The sequence below is a fragment of the Pseudacidovorax intermedius genome, from assembly GCF_003350475.1.
Classification (GTDB): Bacteria; Pseudomonadota; Gammaproteobacteria; order Burkholderiales; family Burkholderiaceae_C; genus Xenophilus; species Xenophilus intermedius.
Genome location: NZ_QQAV01000001.1, coordinates 635,171 through 650,349 on the forward strand (window position 1 = coordinate 635,171; position 15,179 = coordinate 650,349).

The 15,179-nt window shown below is 68.1% G+C and carries 13 protein-coding genes; 12 read left to right on the forward strand and 1 reads right to left on the reverse strand.

What is annotated here, in order from left to right; translation table 11 throughout:
• Window positions 1-93 precede the first annotated feature (93 nt).
• The 10 genes from DFR41_RS02770 (at window position 94) to DFR41_RS02815 (ending at window position 12,122) form a co-directional block, all read left to right on the forward strand.
• Window positions 94-786 carry a TerC family protein gene (locus DFR41_RS02770; protein ID WP_017761551.1) on the forward strand — a complete coding sequence of 231 codons (693 nt, stop codon included), beginning with the start codon at window positions 94-96 and terminating at the stop codon, window positions 784-786.
• Between the two features lie 4 nt (window positions 787-790).
• Window positions 791-1,576: a Stp1/IreP family PP2C-type Ser/Thr phosphatase gene (locus tag DFR41_RS02775; protein ID WP_017761550.1), complete on the forward strand. Its 786-nt coding sequence runs from the start codon at window positions 791-793 to the stop codon at window positions 1,574-1,576.
• Between the two features lie 97 nt (window positions 1,577-1,673).
• Window positions 1,674-2,333, forward strand: a complete 660-nt coding sequence (locus DFR41_RS02780) for an FHA domain-containing protein (RefSeq protein WP_114801613.1) — start codon at window positions 1,674-1,676, stop codon at window positions 2,331-2,333.
• Between the two features lie 31 nt (window positions 2,334-2,364).
• Window positions 2,365-4,521: a CHASE2 domain-containing protein gene (locus DFR41_RS02785; protein ID WP_170159305.1), complete on the forward strand. Its 2,157-nt coding sequence runs from the start codon at window positions 2,365-2,367 to the stop codon at window positions 4,519-4,521.
• 180 nt (window positions 4,522-4,701) lie between these two features.
• Window positions 4,702-5,526, forward strand: coding sequence for an MBL fold metallo-hydrolase (locus DFR41_RS02790; protein ID WP_043118027.1), 825 nt, complete (start codon window positions 4,702-4,704; stop codon window positions 5,524-5,526).
• 236 nt (window positions 5,527-5,762) lie between these two features.
• The gene (locus DFR41_RS02795; protein WP_114801615.1) at window positions 5,763-6,227 is read left to right on the forward strand and encodes a pilin; all 465 of its coding nucleotides are present in this window, start codon (window positions 5,763-5,765) and stop codon (window positions 6,225-6,227) included.
• A gap of 91 nt (window positions 6,228-6,318) precedes the next feature.
• Complete coding sequence (locus DFR41_RS02800; RefSeq protein WP_114801616.1) at window positions 6,319-8,301, forward strand: glycosyltransferase family protein; 1,983 nt, start codon at window positions 6,319-6,321, stop codon at window positions 8,299-8,301.
• A 478-nt stretch (window positions 8,302-8,779) separates the two neighbouring features.
• The gene (locus DFR41_RS02805; RefSeq protein WP_244917625.1) at window positions 8,780-10,114 is read left to right on the forward strand and encodes a PglL family O-oligosaccharyltransferase; all 1,335 of its coding nucleotides are present in this window, start codon (window positions 8,780-8,782) and stop codon (window positions 10,112-10,114) included.
• A gap of 122 nt (window positions 10,115-10,236) precedes the next feature.
• Window positions 10,237-11,397: a tRNA 2-thiouridine(34) synthase MnmA gene (gene mnmA, locus DFR41_RS02810; RefSeq protein WP_114801617.1), complete on the forward strand. Its 1,161-nt coding sequence runs from the start codon at window positions 10,237-10,239 to the stop codon at window positions 11,395-11,397.
• Complete coding sequence (locus DFR41_RS02815) at window positions 11,397-12,122, forward strand: 16S rRNA (uracil(1498)-N(3))-methyltransferase (protein WP_114801618.1); 726 nt, start codon at window positions 11,397-11,399, stop codon at window positions 12,120-12,122. Before mnmA ends, DFR41_RS02815 begins: the two co-directional genes overlap by 1 nt.
• A 10-nt stretch (window positions 12,123-12,132) precedes the next feature.
• On the opposite strand, the gene DFR41_RS02820 is transcribed toward DFR41_RS02815, so the two are convergent.
• Window positions 12,133-13,014 carry a LysR family transcriptional regulator gene (locus tag DFR41_RS02820; RefSeq protein ID WP_342354287.1) on the reverse strand — a complete coding sequence of 294 codons (882 nt, stop codon included), beginning with the start codon at window positions 13,012-13,014 and terminating at the stop codon, window positions 12,133-12,135.
• Between the two features lie 179 nt (window positions 13,015-13,193).
• Here DFR41_RS02820 and DFR41_RS02825 point away from each other — a divergent pair, with 179 nt between their 5' ends.
• Both DFR41_RS02825 and DFR41_RS02830 read left to right on the forward strand, forming a co-directional pair.
• The gene (locus tag DFR41_RS02825; RefSeq protein ID WP_244917626.1) at window positions 13,194-14,579 is read left to right on the forward strand and encodes a M20/M25/M40 family metallo-hydrolase; all 1,386 of its coding nucleotides are present in this window, start codon (window positions 13,194-13,196) and stop codon (window positions 14,577-14,579) included.
• Between the two features lie 130 nt (window positions 14,580-14,709).
• Window positions 14,710-15,147 (forward strand): YidB family protein, encoded by a 438-nt coding sequence (locus DFR41_RS02830; protein ID WP_017759359.1) that lies wholly within the window; start codon window positions 14,710-14,712, stop codon window positions 15,145-15,147.
• Window positions 15,148-15,179 lie beyond the last annotated feature (32 nt).

Consider the following 15,179-nt stretch of genomic DNA (forward strand, 5'->3'; position numbering starts at 1 on the left):
CGCCACTCCATAAAAAAAGCCGGAGGGCGCCCGTGGTTGTCGGAGACCACAGGCGCCCTTCATCAATTCACTACACCGTGGAGGTAGCAAGCCGTGGAGATTCTTTCCAACCCTGATCTGTGGATCGGTCTGCTCAAGATCATCTGGATCAACATCATTCTTTCGGGCGACAACGCCGTGGTGATCGCCCTGGCGGCGCGCGCCCTGCCGCCCGATCAACAGAAAAAGGCCGTCATGCTCGGCTCGGCCGCGGCCGTCGTGCTGCGCATCGTGCTGACCATCGTGGCGGTCAAGCTGCTGTCCCTGCCCTACCTGCAGATCATCGGCGGCCTGCTGCTGCTGTGGATCGGCGTGCAGCTGCTGGGCGGCGAGGACGAGGGCGAGGAAGGCGGCGGCAAGCAGCATTCCACGCTCGCCAGCGCCGTTCGCACGATCCTGATCGCCGACCTGGTGATGAGCCTGGACAACGTGATCGCCGTGGCCGCGGCCGCCAATGGCAGCATGGTGCTGCTGGTGTTGGGCCTAGCGATCAGCATCCCCTTGGTGATCTTCGGCAGTTCGCTCATGATCAAGCTCATGAACCGTTTCCCGATCATCATCATGCTGGGCGCCGCCCTGATCGGCTGGGTCGGTGGCGAGACGATGGCGAGCGACGTGTCGCTGCATGACGCCGTGGCCGCCAATCCCTCGCTGCACTACGTGGCAGCGGCCGTCGGCGCCGTGCTGGTGGTGGCCGTCGGCAAGCTGCTGGCCAGCCGCGGCCGACAGCAGGCGGCGCAGCACTGAACCCATGGCGCGCCCGGCTGTCATCCTTCAGGACCCTGCCGGGCCGCCCTGGGAGTTCGCGGCACAGACGGACACCGGCCGGCTGCGCCGCAACAACGAGGATTCGATCGCCTTCGACCCGCGCCTGGGTCTGGCCGTTCTGGCCGACGGCATGGGCGGCTATGCCGGAGGCGAGGTGGCCAGCGAGATGGCCGTGGCTCTGCTGCAGGCCTCCATGGGCCGGTGGCTGGCCCAGGCGGGCCCCGCGCCGGGCAGCCGGGCCGTCATGAAGGCCCTGCAACAGGGCATCACCCAGGCCAACCGCGCCGTCTTCAACGCCAGCACCGTCAATCCGGCCCTGCGCGGCATGGGCACCACGCTGGTGAGCGCCGTGTTCGGGCCGTGCGGCGCGGTGGTCGGCCACATCGGCGACTCGCGCTGCTACCGGCTGCGTGGCGGTCGCCTGACCGCGCTCACGCGCGACCATTCCTTCCTGCAGGCCCAGATCGACGCCGGCCTCATGACGGCCCAGGAGGCCCAGGCCTCCCCGCATCGCAACCTGGTGACACGCGCGCTGGGCATCGGCGCCGAGGTGGAGGTGGACCTGCTGCACGAGCCCGCGCAGCGCGGCGACCTGTACCTGCTGTGCTCGGACGGCCTGACCGACATGGTCACCGACGAGCAGCTCGTCTCGCTGCTGACCCCCGACATCCCGCTGGCCGACAAGGTCGCCCTGCTGATCACGGTGGCCAACGACAACGGCGGCAAGGACAACGTGTCGGTCATCCTGGCACGTTTCGGCGGCCATTGACGGGCCGTGTCATGCGAAAGGTTGCGGGCCTGGCGGCTCGCGGTTACAAATTGATGTCCTGCGCCTGCGCGCCCGTCCGGTCTGAGGAGTGTCGGCCATGCCGAAATTGGTAGTTGCCATCGATGGCGTCGTGCTGAAGGAAGTGCCCCTGCTCAAGGAACGCACCACGCTCGGCCGGCGCCCCTACAACGACATCGTCATCGACAACCTCGCCATCAGTGGCGAGCACGCGGTGCTGCACAAGATCGGCAGCAGCGTGTACCTCGAGGACCTGGACAGCACCAACGGCACCTACGTCAACTCGCGGGCCATCCGCAAGCAGGTGCTGGAGCACAACGACCTGATCGAGGTCGGCAAGTACAAGATCCGCTACCTGCAGACGGCGGAGATCGACGAAGGCGCGCACCTGCGCATGACCGCCACCGCACCGCTGCACGACTCGCAGCCCATGCCGTTGACCGAGGGCGAGACGGTGCCGGCGGCGCTGGAAGGCGGCAGCGGTGCGCAGGCCTGCATTCGCATCCTCAGCGGATCGGCGGCGGGCCACGAGATCGTGCTGCGCAAGGTGGTGACCACCATCGGCAAGCCCGGCGTGGCGGTGGCGGCCGTCACCCGTCGCCTGCAGGGCTATGTGGTGGCGCCGGTGGACGGCAGCGCCACGCTCAATGGCGAGACGCTCCAGCCGCGCGCGGCGGCCCTGCAGGACGGCGACATCCTGGAGCTGGGCGGCACCCGCATGCAGTTCGTGCTGGGCTGAGGGCCCGGACGTCAGGGCACCGAGCCACGGCATGGGACTGGGAAGGCTGTTGCGCGGCCTTCGAGGCCATGGCTGGCGCATCGCGATCACCCTGCTGCCCCTCCTCGGCGGGCTGGCCCACACGGCGGGGCTGCTGCATCTGCCTGGCGTGGATCGGCTCGATGCCCAGTTGCAGGACGCCCGGCTGCGCTGGCACGCCCCACGCGGTATCGACCCCCGCATCGTCATCGTCGACATCGACGAGGCCAGCCTGAAGGCCTTCGGCCAGTGGCCCTGGAGCCGCGCGCGACTGGCCCGCCTGACTCAGGAACTGACGCAGCGCCAGCTGGTGCGCGTTCTGGCCTTCGACATGGTGTTCGCGGAAGTCGACCGCACCAGCGGACCGGCGCTGGTGCAGGCATTGGGCAGCGGCCGCTGGCCGGCCGAGCCGGGCTTCGACGCCGAACTCGCCCGCCGCGCGTCGGCCATCGACCCTGACGGCGAATTCGCGCGGGCGCTGGCCGCGGCGCCCGGCCGGGTGGTGCTGGGCGTTCATTTCGATGGCGAGGCCGGCGCCCCGGACAACCCGTCCGCCGTGCCCAACGTGCAACCGCCAGCGCCGCTTCTGCCCGCCGACGCACTGGGGCCGGATGCCGCCCGGATTCCGGCTTGGCCCACGCTGGTCGCGAGCCTGCCCGGCCGGACGACGGGCGCCCGGCCGGGCTTCATCAACGTCGTCTTCCAACCCGGCCAGGACGGGGTGGTGCGCACCGTGCCGCTGCTGGCGCGGCTGGACACCGCGCCGGGCGGCTATTACGAGTCGCTGGCCCTGGCCACCTTCCGGGCCGCCACCGGCAGCGCGCCACCGGTGCTGCGGCTCGCCACGGCGCCGGGTGCGTCCCCGCGGCTCGTCGCCCTGGGGATGCAGACCGCCAGCGGCCGCCTGGATGTGCCGGTGGGCACCGACGGCGGCCTCGTCGTCCCCTACCGCCGCCCAGGGGAGGACGCGGGGCCGCGGTTTCGCTATGTCTCGGCCCGCGACGTACTGGAAGGCCGCCTGCCGCCTGCGGCCTTGCAGGACCGCATCGTCCTGGTCGGCGCCAGCGCCGCCGGCCTGCAGGACCTGCGGGCCACACCCATCGCCGCGGCCCTGCCGGGGGTGGAAGTGCATGCCCATGTGCTCTCCGGCCTGCTCGACGGGCGCCTGCCGCATGTGCCCGACTACGCACCGGGCTATGCCTGGGCCAGCCTGGTCGTGATCGGCCTGCTGCTGGTCCTGGGCGTGACCCGGCGCTCGGCCGCCGCCGGCTTCGCCATCGGGCTGGGGGCCTGCGGCGGGCTGCTGCTGCTCAATGACCTGCTCTACCGCCATGGCGGCCTGGTGCTGCCCCAGGCCGCCGCGCTGCTGGCCGGCGCCGCGGGACTGCTGCTGAGCATGAGCTGGGGCTACTTCGTGGAAAGCCGCAAGCGCCGGGGACTGATGCGCCTGTTCGGCGCCTATGTCCCGCCGCAGCTGGTGGACGACATGGCCCGCGAGCCGCACCGCTACAGCATGCGGGCCGAAAGCCGGGTGCTCACCATCATGTTCTGCGACATGCGGGGCTTCACCCACCTGGCCGAGCACATGGCGCCCACGACCTTGCAGGCCCTGCTGCACGAGGTCTTCACCCGCTTCACCGAGATCGTCAACCGGCATGGCGGCACCGTCGACAAATACATGGGCGACTGCCTCATGGCCTTCTGGGGCGCACCGGTCGCGCAGGCCGACCATGCCGCGCGGGCGGTGCATGCCGCGCAGGACATCGTCGCCGCGCTGCCCGCGCTCAATGCGCAGCACGAGGCGGCTGGCCTGCCCACGGTGGCCATCGGCATCGGCCTCAACACCGGGCCGGTGGTGGTCGGCAACATGGGCTCGGCACTGCGCCGCAGCTACACCGTGATCGGCGACGCCGTGAACCTCGCCGCGCGGCTGGAAGGCCTGTGCACGCCCCATGGCGTACCCATCGTCGTCGGCGAGAACACCCGCGCGCTGATGCCGGATGCGCCCTGGCGCGAGCTGGGCGAGGTGCAGGTGCGCGGGCGCCAGCGGGGCGTGCGCATCTACACGCCCGAAGGGCCCGCGCCGGCCATGCCGCCTGCCGCCGCTCCGGTGCACCGGGGGCACCCTGGGGGCCCTCGCCCACCGGCGCCGGCCAGAACTGCAAATTAGTGACAACCGATCCTGTGCGGCCCCGACGAACAGGCATACTCGCGCCCCGGCGCGGCGTGACGGAAGTCCTTTGCGCCGCAGCAACGACGCCTTAGCCTGCACTGTCCGCGGGCGAGCCGGCCTGCCGCGGTGCCCGCCCGGCTCCATCGCCTCCTTTATTCAGAGCTCTTCATGAACAGCCTGCAGGTGCGTGTTCTGGGCTGCTCCGGCGCCATCGCCCGGGGCGCACGGACCACCTCCTTCCTGATCGACGACGACCTCCTGGTCGATGCCGGCACCGGCGTCGGCGACCTGTCCCTGGAAGAGATGGCGCAGATCGACGACGTGGTGCTGACCCATTCGCACCTGGACCACATCGCGGCCCTTCCCCTGATGGTGGACGCGGTTGCCAGCCTGCGCCGCCGGCCGCTGCGGGTGCACGGGCTCCGCGCCACGCTGCAGGTGCTGCGGGCGCATGTGTTCAACAACCTGGTCTGGCCGGATTTCACCGCCCTGCCCAGCAGCGATGCGCCGCTGGTCCACTTCGTCGAGTTCGACGTCGGCCAGAGCCTGATGCTCGGCCGGCGCGCGCCCAAGGTGGTGGAGGTGCTGCCCGCCGTGCACACCGTGCCCGCCTGCGGCTTCGCCGTGCGGCGCGCGGACGGCCATTCGCACTGGGTCTACAGCGGCGACACCGAACGCAACAAGCCCTTCTGGCGCCGGATCAACCAGATGGACGTGGGCGCCCTCGTGATCGAGACCGCCTTCAGCACGCGCGAGCGCCAGCTTGCCGAACGCAGCCTGCACCTGTCGCCCCCCACTTTGGTGGAAGAACTGGCGCAGATGTCCCCCATGGCCCGCTACCCCGTCTACGTGACGCACACCAAGCCGGCCGCGGCCACCGAGATCATGGCCGAGGTCAACGCCCTGGTGGGCCAGTTGCGGCTGTGGGACCGGATCGAGCTGCGATGGCTGGAGGCGGGGCAGACCATCGAGGTGCACGGCGCGGGGCATCCGCGCGGCTGAGGCTTGCAGGACCGGCCTGCGCGGGAGCGTGCGGGGCGACCAAAGCTGTCACCGCGAGTGACTCTGACGTTTTTGTCACTCGGAAACAGTTGTTTACAAACAAGAAGTGTCAGATCGTGTGGCCTAAGTGTGAACTTTTGGGCGCATTCGACGCCAGCCGCCGCATGGCACGCGGTCTGCAAAGAGAAGGCACGACCGGGGCAGTACCCGGACCGCTTTCAACCTGGAGTCTGACCATGAACCGTCGCACCATCGCCCGCACCGCCCAGAAGGGCTTCACCCTTATCGAACTGATGATCGTCGTGGCGATCATCGGCATCCTGGCGGCCGTCGCGTTGCCCGCCTACCAGGACTACACCGTGCGTGCACGGGTGTCGGAAGCCCTGGTGATGGCGTCGGCTGCGAAGAGCGGCGTTGCGGAAAATGCCGCCAATGGTGCTTCCACGCTGTCTTTGGGCGTGACGACAATCGCCTCCAGTGCTGCTACCAGCAACGTTTCCGAACTGACCGTCGACGGCACGACAGGCAAGATCACTGTCGTGACGACAGCACGTGCCGGTGCCGTCAGCCTGACGCTCACGCCCTCGTCCGCCTCCGCCGCGCTGTCCGCTGGCACCCTCCCCACCACGCCGATCTCGTGGAAGTGCGCAGTTTCCACTGCGGACAACAACAAGTACGTGCCTTCCGAGTGCCGCGTCTAAGCGCCTCGCTTGCCAACAAAGGCCGTTTCGACGGCCTTTTTTATTTTCTACGATGCGGCCTGTCTCTAAAAAGATCCATGCCGGAACATTGTTGTTCCTGCTTCTTTCGACAATTTTCTGGACCCTGATCGCAGGCAAGGACCTGAATTTCGATTTCAGGAACTATCATCTTTATTCTGCATATTCTTTCCTGCATGACAGGCTGGAGAAGGATTATTTTCCCGCAGCAGTCAGCGGTTATCTCAATCCGCTCGCGGAAGTCCCTATCTACGCGATGATCATGGCCCAGTGGGATGACAGGCTTGTTGCCATCTTCATTGCCCTGTCCCATTTTCCGGTATTCTTCTTCATCTGGAAAATCGCCGAACTCGTCACGGCAGACAGCCGGATCGATCGCTCCTTTGCGTGTGCTGCGGCCACCATTCTGGCCTTCCTGTCACCAATCCAGCTGACCACCCTCAGCAATTCTTTTGCTGATCCCGCAGCAGGCCTTTTTACCGTCATCGGCATTTATCTGGTTTTGAATTTCGGCGCAAACGCAAGCTTGCGCCTCATTCTTTTGGCCGGCGTCATGTTCGGTGTCGGTGCCGGACTGAAGCTTACCAATCTCATATTGGTTCCAGGCGCTTTTGTGGCCTTGCTGTTCCGGCCTGGACATGCCAGTTGCAAACTGAAAGCTCTTGCGGTGCTTGCTGCAGGCTGCCTCCTTGGATTCCTCATTACCAATGGGTGGTGGGCAGCAAAACTCTACGCACACTTCGGAAACCCGATTTTTCCGCTCTACAACAGTCTGTTCAAGTCCCCCGACTTCATTCAGAGCGATTTCTCGGATCGTCGAATGCTCAGCTACGGAGGGTGGACATGGCTCGTCCTGCCATTCTCGATGCTCCGTAGCGGCACAATGATCTATTCTGAAAACTCAGCGCCCGATCTACGTCCGTTTTTTCTGGTGCTGAGTTTTGTCGGTGCAGCCGTCTTCATGGCGGCTAGAAAAATAAAAAGAAACTGGAGCGAAGGAGCTGTCGCAATCAAACCCGACGCACCTAAAGCGCGCAGGCTCCTATGGGTGTATTTTCTAGTCTCCTATTTCCTCTGGGGCACGATGAGCGGAATCGGCAGATATGCCTACGTGCTCTGGCTCTTGGTCGGCCCCCTCCTGCTGGGAATGATGGCCGCTTACTGGCCTCAATCGCTGACCCGCATTACGCTGGGCGTTGCTGTGGCCCTCCAGGTCGTCGTCTTGGCCTTGAACGGCAACCTCTATTGGTCCGCCCATTACTGGAATGGAAAATGGGTGGATCTGGAGATTCCCGAGCCTCTGAAGAACGAACCAGCCACGTATCTGCTCCATGGGGTGCAGAGCAATTCCTTCATTGCACCCTATCTCCATCCGGATTCACGATTCTCGAATTTCACAGGCCAATACGTCCAGCCCGTGGGAAGCCGGATGAGCGAGAAAATGAAGCAGTTTTTGAGCGATACAACGCATCCGATCCGTCTAGTTTTCGAAACAAATTATAAATCGGGTTACAACGCCTTGGCTCTTTCTCCGGGGACCCGCGAAGAGCTGGACAGCTTTCTCTCCGGCTACGGCTTGCGCGTCAGCAATATGGAGTGCAAGACGATCCTACTTAAAGGAAGTCCGCTCGGAAAAACACTGGCGGGCGTGGGCTGGGTACCTCCGACGCCGCAGCAGAAGGACGAAAATATTGCTGCAGTGATGTGGGTTTGTGACCTGGAGCGTCTGCCAGAACTGGAACTGCAAGAGGCGCTCAAAAAATACGACGCGATCGACAGGGTATTCGATAGCATAGAGGATTCGTGTGGATCCGCGCTCGCGCCTCATCGAATCCAGACCGTCCGGTCCCTGAATGGATGGTTCAGAAACTATTTCAACACGATCACCGTGCTCATGGTCAATGATGACGATATCTTCATTCATCCCAACCTGTCCATGTTGACATTTCCCATGGGAAAATTGAGCGAGTGGAACAAGCACCCCATCGAGTGCCCCGACATCATGAAAAAGATGAGGGAAACCGATTTTGTATTTACCCCGCCCGTGCACCGGTGAAGTGAATTTCGCATCGCTGGGACGTACACCGTTCAGCAGCGGAGGGCCATCGCGCAACGGCCTTGTGGCGATCTTGCCGGCGGCCGGTTTTCTATTGAATATCGGCGCCGGTCCCCGCCCATCGGCCGCACCTCAGCTGGCTGTCTGGCTGTGCATTGGCGTTCTGCTTATTCTGTGGTCGCCGAAATCTGCAAGCGCGCGGATCTGGGTTTGGTTGACATTGAGCATCCTGACGATCATCGCCAGATCTGGACTGAACGCCACCGTCTGGTTGCCGCCCACCCTGGCCATTGGCCTCCTCGGGGCCGCAGCGTCCATCGGCGCGGGCACCGCCACGACAGACCCGTCGGATATAGCCCCCGGGCAACAAAGGGCGTTCGCACACGGCCTGCTCCTCGCGGCGTGCCTAAGCGCCGCCGCAGGCCTCCTCCAGTACCACGGCCTCGCCACCCCGCTGCGCCCCTGGGTCGCCGTCCCCATGGAACCCATCGGCATGGCCTACGGCAACCTGCGCCAGCGCAACCAGTTCGCCACGCTGCTGAGCATGGGCCTTGTGGCCTTGCTCTGGGCGCATGGCCGGGCGGGCGCCCGGGGCCGGCGTGGCCTGCTGGCCGCAGGTGCCTTGCTCATCGCGGGCCTGGCCGCCTCGACATCGCGCACGGGACTGCTCCAACTGGGGGTCATCGCCACCGGGGCCGGGTGGATGGCCTGGCGCGAACGCCGGCCGGTCGAACCCGGTTCCGCGGTGCCAGGAGGCAACCTGATGCGGCCGCTGCTGCCGCACCCCGGCTGGTTCCTGGGCGCCCTGGCGCTCTACGCCCTGCTGTCCTGGGCGCTCCCCTGGTCGGCCGTCATGGTCGCGTCGTTCCGGGCAGGCGGCGAGAGCGCCGGGGCCGACTTCCAGGGCATGCTCACCCGGCTGCGCGAAGGCGCGCCGCTCGGCCACAGCCGCTGGCTGCTGTGGCACAACGTGCTGTGGCTGATCGCTCAGCGGCCCTGGACGGGCTGGGGCTGGGGCCAGCTCAGCCTCGCGCACTACCTGGCCGAATACCCGGGCCCGCGCTTCGTCGAGATCCTGGACAACGCCCACAACCTGCCGCTGCATCTGGCGGTGGAGCTCGGCATTCCGGCCGCGGTGCTGATCTGCGGCGCTTTTGTGTGGATGGTGGTGGCGGCCCGGCCCTGGCAGGAGCGCGATCCCGCCCAGCTGATGGCCTGGGGCGTGCTGGCCATGATCGTGCTGCACAGCCTGGTCGAATATCCGCTGTGGTACGGGCCCTTCCAGCTCGTGTTCGGGCTGTGCCTGGGCATGCTCTGGCCCGGCCGCAGGCGCGCCTGTGACGTGCCGCACGACGCCGGCGCCGCGTCGATTGCCGTCCTGCAGCGCCAGGCCGCCCGCGCGCGGTGGGCGGCCCGCCTCACGGCGGCGGCCCTGCTCGCCGTCGTCGCCTACGCGGGCTGGAGCTACGTGCGCGTCAGCCAGCCCTTCCTTCCGGCGGCAGAGCGGCTCGCCGGCTGGCGTGACGATCCGCTCGCGCCGCTGGATCCGGACGGCCGGGACTGGCTCTTCGCCCGGCAGGCGCGCTTCGCGGAACTGGCGCTGACGCCCCTGACGCCCCAGACGGCCGCGCGCGTGCATGCACTCGCCCAGGCCACGCTGGCCTTCTCGCCGGAGCCAAGGGTGGTGGTCAAGCTGATCGACAGCGCGCGCCTGCTGGGGCTGGAGCAGGAGGCGCAGTTCCACCTGGAGCGCCTGCGCGTGGTCTATCCCGAAGCCTACGCGCGCTGGCTGGCCGGAAAGCCGCCCGTCTAGCCCGGCACGCGCCGCCAAGGCCAGGCGGCCGGTCAGCCGGACCGGCGTCGACCGCCGCGGCGACGGCCTCCACCGAGCCCCCGCCCGCGCAGCGCCCACCGCGGCCAAGGGACAATCGCCGGATGACCAAACATCGGATCGTCGTCGGGCTGTCGGGCGGCGTGGACTCGGCCGTCACGGCGCACCTGCTCAAGCAGCAGGGGCACGAGGTCGTCGGCATCTTCATGAAGAACTGGGAAGACGACGACGACAGCGAGTACTGCTCGTCGAACGTCGATTTCGTGGACGCGGCCAGCGTGGCCGACGTGCTGGGCATCGAGATCGAGCACGTCAACTTCGCCGCCGACTACAAGGACCGCGTCTTCGCCGAATTCCTGCGCGAATACCAGGCCGGCCGCACGCCCAACCCCGACGTGCTGTGCAACGCCGAGATCAAGTTCAAGGCCTTCCTCGACCACGCGATGCGCCTGGGCGCCGAGAAGATCGCGACCGGCCACTATGCCCGCGTGCGCGCTGTCGATGCCGCCACCGGCCAGCCCTTCGCCGCCGGCGAGTCGGTGCCGGCCTCCGCGCGCTACGAGCTGCTCAAGGGCCTGGACCCTGCCAAGGACCAGAGCTACTTCCTGCACCGCCTGAACCAGGCGCAACTGTCGAAGGCGCTGTTCCCGGTGGGCGAACTGCACAAGACCCAGGTGCGCCAGATCGCCACCGACATCGGCCTGCCCGTGGCCACCAAGAAGGATTCGACCGGCATCTGCTTCATCGGCGAGCGGCCCTTCCGCGAGTTCCTCAACCGCTACATCAGCAAGGCACCGGGCCCGATCAAGGACGAACGCGGCCGCAGGCTGGGCGAGCACCACGGCCTGTCCTTCTACACGCTGGGCCAGCGTCAGGGCCTGGGCATCGGCGGCATCAAGGAAAAGGGCGCGCAGCGCGGCGGCGGCGAGCACGCACCGTGGTTCGTCGCCCGCAAGGACGTCGAGGCCAACACGCTGTGGGTGGTGCAGGGCCATGACCATCCCTGGCTGCAATCGCGTGCGCTGCTGGCGGCCGACGCGAGCTGGGTGGCCGGCGGCCCCCCCGCCGCAGGCACCTACGGCAGCAAGACCCGCTACCGCCAGGCCGATTCGCCCGCGCTGCTGCAAGCCCTGCCCGAAGCCGGCTTCCAGCTGGTGTTTCCGCAGCCGCAATGGGCGGTCACGCCCGGCCAGTCGGCGGTGCTGTACGACGGCGAGGTCTGCCTGGGCGGCGGCGTGATCGACGCCGCGGAGGGCGCGCACTGATGCCGCGCATCCATTGCGCCACACCCCTGGCGAGCGGGCAGACGCTGGGCCTGCCGCCCGGCGCGGCGCGCCATGTACAGGTGTTGCGCCTGCAGCCGGGCGACGGCATCACCCTGTTCGACGGCCGCGGCGGCGAGTTCGAGGCCACGGTCGAGCGCATGGGCCGCAGCGACGTCGACGTCCGCGTGGGCGCGCACCACGCCATCGAGCGCGAGGCCCCGCTGGGCGTGCACCTGGCCGTGGGCATGCCGGCCAATGACCGCATGGACTGGCTGATCGAGAAGGCGACCGAACTCGGCGTGGCCAGCATCCAGCCGCTGCAGACGGCCCACGGCGTGCTGCGCCTGGCCGGCGAGCGCGCGCAGAAGAAGCAGGACCACTGGCAGGCCGTGGCCGTGGCGGCCTGCGAGCAGTGTGGACGCAACCGGGTGCCTGCGGTGCACCCGGTGCGCGACCTGGGTGCCTGGCTGGACGGGCTGGACGCGGACGCGCCCACCGCCCGCCATGTGCTCGGCTTCGGCGAAGACGCGCAGCCGCTGGGCCGCTCGGCGCCCGCGGATGGCGGCGCGCTCTTCCTCAGCGGCCCAGAGGGCGGCCTCAACCCGCAGGAGGAAGCGCGGGCCCGCGCCAGCGGCTTCTTGCTGACCACCCTGGGCCCGCGCATCCTGCGCGCCGAGACGGCACCGCTGGCGGCGCTGGTGCACCTGCTGGCCGTGGCGGACTGAGCCCACCTGATCAGGTGGGCGACGTCGCCCCCTCGGACTCCTCGGCCACCTGTTCATCCAGCCACGCGCCGAAGGCCTGCACCGCCGGGTCGTCCACCCGGTGCGGCGCCACGAACAGGCTGTAGCCGCGCGGCCCGTCTCCCTCGAAGGGATGGGCCAGACACAGCTCGCCGCTGGTCAGTTCGCGCGCCACACCGTAGCGCGGGAGCAGGCCGATGCCCAGGTCGGCGCGCACCGCCTCCAGCACCATGGAGAACAGGTCGAAGCGGTGGCCCACCATCGCGTTCGCCGGAGGCCGGGCGATGCCGGCCTGCGCGAACCATGCCTGCCAGGCGCCCAGGCGCGAGCTGAGCTGCAGCAGTGGCAGCTCGCGAAAGTCACCCCGCGCCGCTGCGGAGCGCCAGCGCGACTGCGGTGCGCACACGGCGACCACGCGCTCGCCGCGCAGTGGGCGCACCTGAGCGCCGGGCCAGCTGGCGTCGTCGTACTGCAGACCGACGTCGTAATGGGGCTCGTCCATGTAGACCTGCGTGGGAAAGACCTGCAGATGCACGCTGCAGGCCGGCTGCTGCGCCAGAAAGCCGGGCAGCCGCGGCAGCAGCCAGCGCTCGGCCAGCATGGGCACGGCGCCCACCAGCAGCCGCTCGCCGTCGGGGCGCTGGGCCATGGCCTCGAGAGTGTGGTTCTCCAGCCGCAGCAGGTCGCCGGCCACCTGCGCGTGATAGCGCCGGCCCGCTTCGGTGAGCAGCGTGCCCCGGGCGCCGCGCTGCACCAGGCGCACGCCCAGTTGCAACTCCAGCAGCCGCAGTTGCTGGCTCACGGCGCTGTGCGTCAGGCACAGTTCCTCGGCGGCCTTGCCCACGCCGTGACAGCGGGCAACGGCGTCGAACACGAGCAGGGCGCGGGTACTGGGAAGGTGCCGGGGCATGTAAGAAAAACTGACGGTGCGGCGGATTAAATCAGAGCGGGGCGCGGATGCAGCCGCCAGAATTTCCGCCGACCCGCGGCACTCGGTCAGCCTGATGACAGGTGCCGCATCCCCCCGCCCCGATTGCCCTCCAACCGACGCCCATGACGCGCCCCTCTTCGATCCGGCCCTCCATGCCACGCCTGCGCCCGCTCGCCTCGCTGCTCGCCCTGTCCCTTTCCTTTGCCGGCGCCTCGGCGGCCCGGGCCCAGTCCTTCACCGCCATCGCGCCAACGCCCGCGCAGGTGCGGCCGGCGGTGGACCAGGCCTACACGCAACTGCTGTCGGCCCCGCAGATCCAGGCGCTGATGGAAGCGGTCAAGGCGGACCACACGCGTTCCATCGACGACCTCAAGATGCTCACCGAGATCGAAGCGCCGCCCTTCAAGGAGCGCCCGCGCGCCGAGGCCTTCCTCGCGCGCATGAAGGCCCTGGGCCTGGCGGACGCCCGCATCGACAGCGAAGGCAATGTCGTCGGCCGGCGCAAGGGCACGGGCCAGGGGCCCACGCTGCTGATCTCGGCGCACCTAGACACCGTCTTCCCGGCCGGCACCGACGTCAAGGTCAAGGAACGCGACGGCCGCCTGTACGCGCCGGGCATCTCCGACGACACGCGGGGCCTGGCGGTGCTGCTGTCCTGGCTCAAGGTGCTCAACGAGCAGAAGATCCAGACCGTCGGCGACCTGCTCTTCGTGGGCAACGTGGGCGAGGAGGAACTGGGCAACCTGCGCGGCATGAAGCACCTGTTTGCCGAGCACCGCGACATTGACGGCATGGTCGGCCTGGAGCCGGCGCCGGACGGCACCGTGCTGATCCTGGGCACCGCCAGCCACCGCTACGAGGTCAACTTCAAGGGCCCGGGCGGCCACAGCTACGCCGCCTTCGGCCAGGTGCCCAGCGCCATCCACGGCATGGGCCGCGCCATCGCCAAGATCGCCGAGGTGCGCACGCCCACATTCCCCAAGACCACCTTCACCGTGGGCACCGTCGGTGGCGGCACCTCGGTCAACACCATCGCGCCGGATGCGCGCATGGCCGTGGACATCCGCTCGGACCAGATGGACTCGCTGCTGTCCACCGAGAAGAAGATCCTCGCCGCCATCGACGAAGCCGTGGCCGAGGAGAACAAGCGCTGGAACGTCGAAACGCTCACCGTGCAGACCAAGCTGATCGGCGACCGGCCGGGCGGCCGCACGCCGTCGGATTCGGTGATCGTGGAGGCGGCCACACGCGCCAATGCCTCCTTCGGCCACAAAACCCTGCTGACGGGCGCCAGCACCGACGCGAACGTGCCGATGGCGCTGGGCATTCCGGCCATCATCGTGGGCGGCGGCGGCAAGACGGGCGGCTTCCATGCCCTGAGCGAATGGATCGACCTGACCGACGGCTGGAAGGGCGCGCAGAACTCGCTGGCCACGGTGCTGGGACTGGTGGGCGTCCAGGGCGTGACGCAGCCGCTGCTGGAAAAGCGGCCAGCGCGCGCGCCGTGATTGCGTCAAATCCAGTGTCCAAAAGGTGAATTACGCACGGCTTCGCTGAAAAAGCGGCGCCGTTTCGCGGAAGAAGACGAGGCCGCCCTGAACAATGGCGGCCTCGTTTTCATTTCGCAGGGAAGAAGCCATGGGCTTGCTCGATTCCGTCCTCGGCCAGGTGCTCAACAGCGGGGCACCGGCCCCGCACTCGCCGGGCAGCGATCCGGTCGCCATCTTCGGCAGCCTGCTGCAGGAGAGCGGCGGCGTCGGCGGCCTGGTGCAGAAGCTGCAGCAGGCCGGCCTGGGGGACGCCGTGGGCTCATGGATCGGCACCGGCCAGAACCTGCCCGTGTCGCCCGACCAGGTGCACGGCGCGCTGGGCCAGGACGTGATCGGCGCCGTGGCGCAGAAGCTGGGCCTGAACGTGCAGACGCTGCTGCCGCTGCTGGCGACTCTGCTGCCCGTGCTGATCGATCGCTTGACGCCGCAGGGCCGTCTGCCGGACCAGGAGCCGTCGCTGTCGGCCGGCGCGGGCGGGCTGGGCGATCTGCTGGGGGCGCTGGGCCCGCTGCTCGGCCGGCGCTGAGCGACGGTCCCGCCGGCCCGATCAGCCGGCCA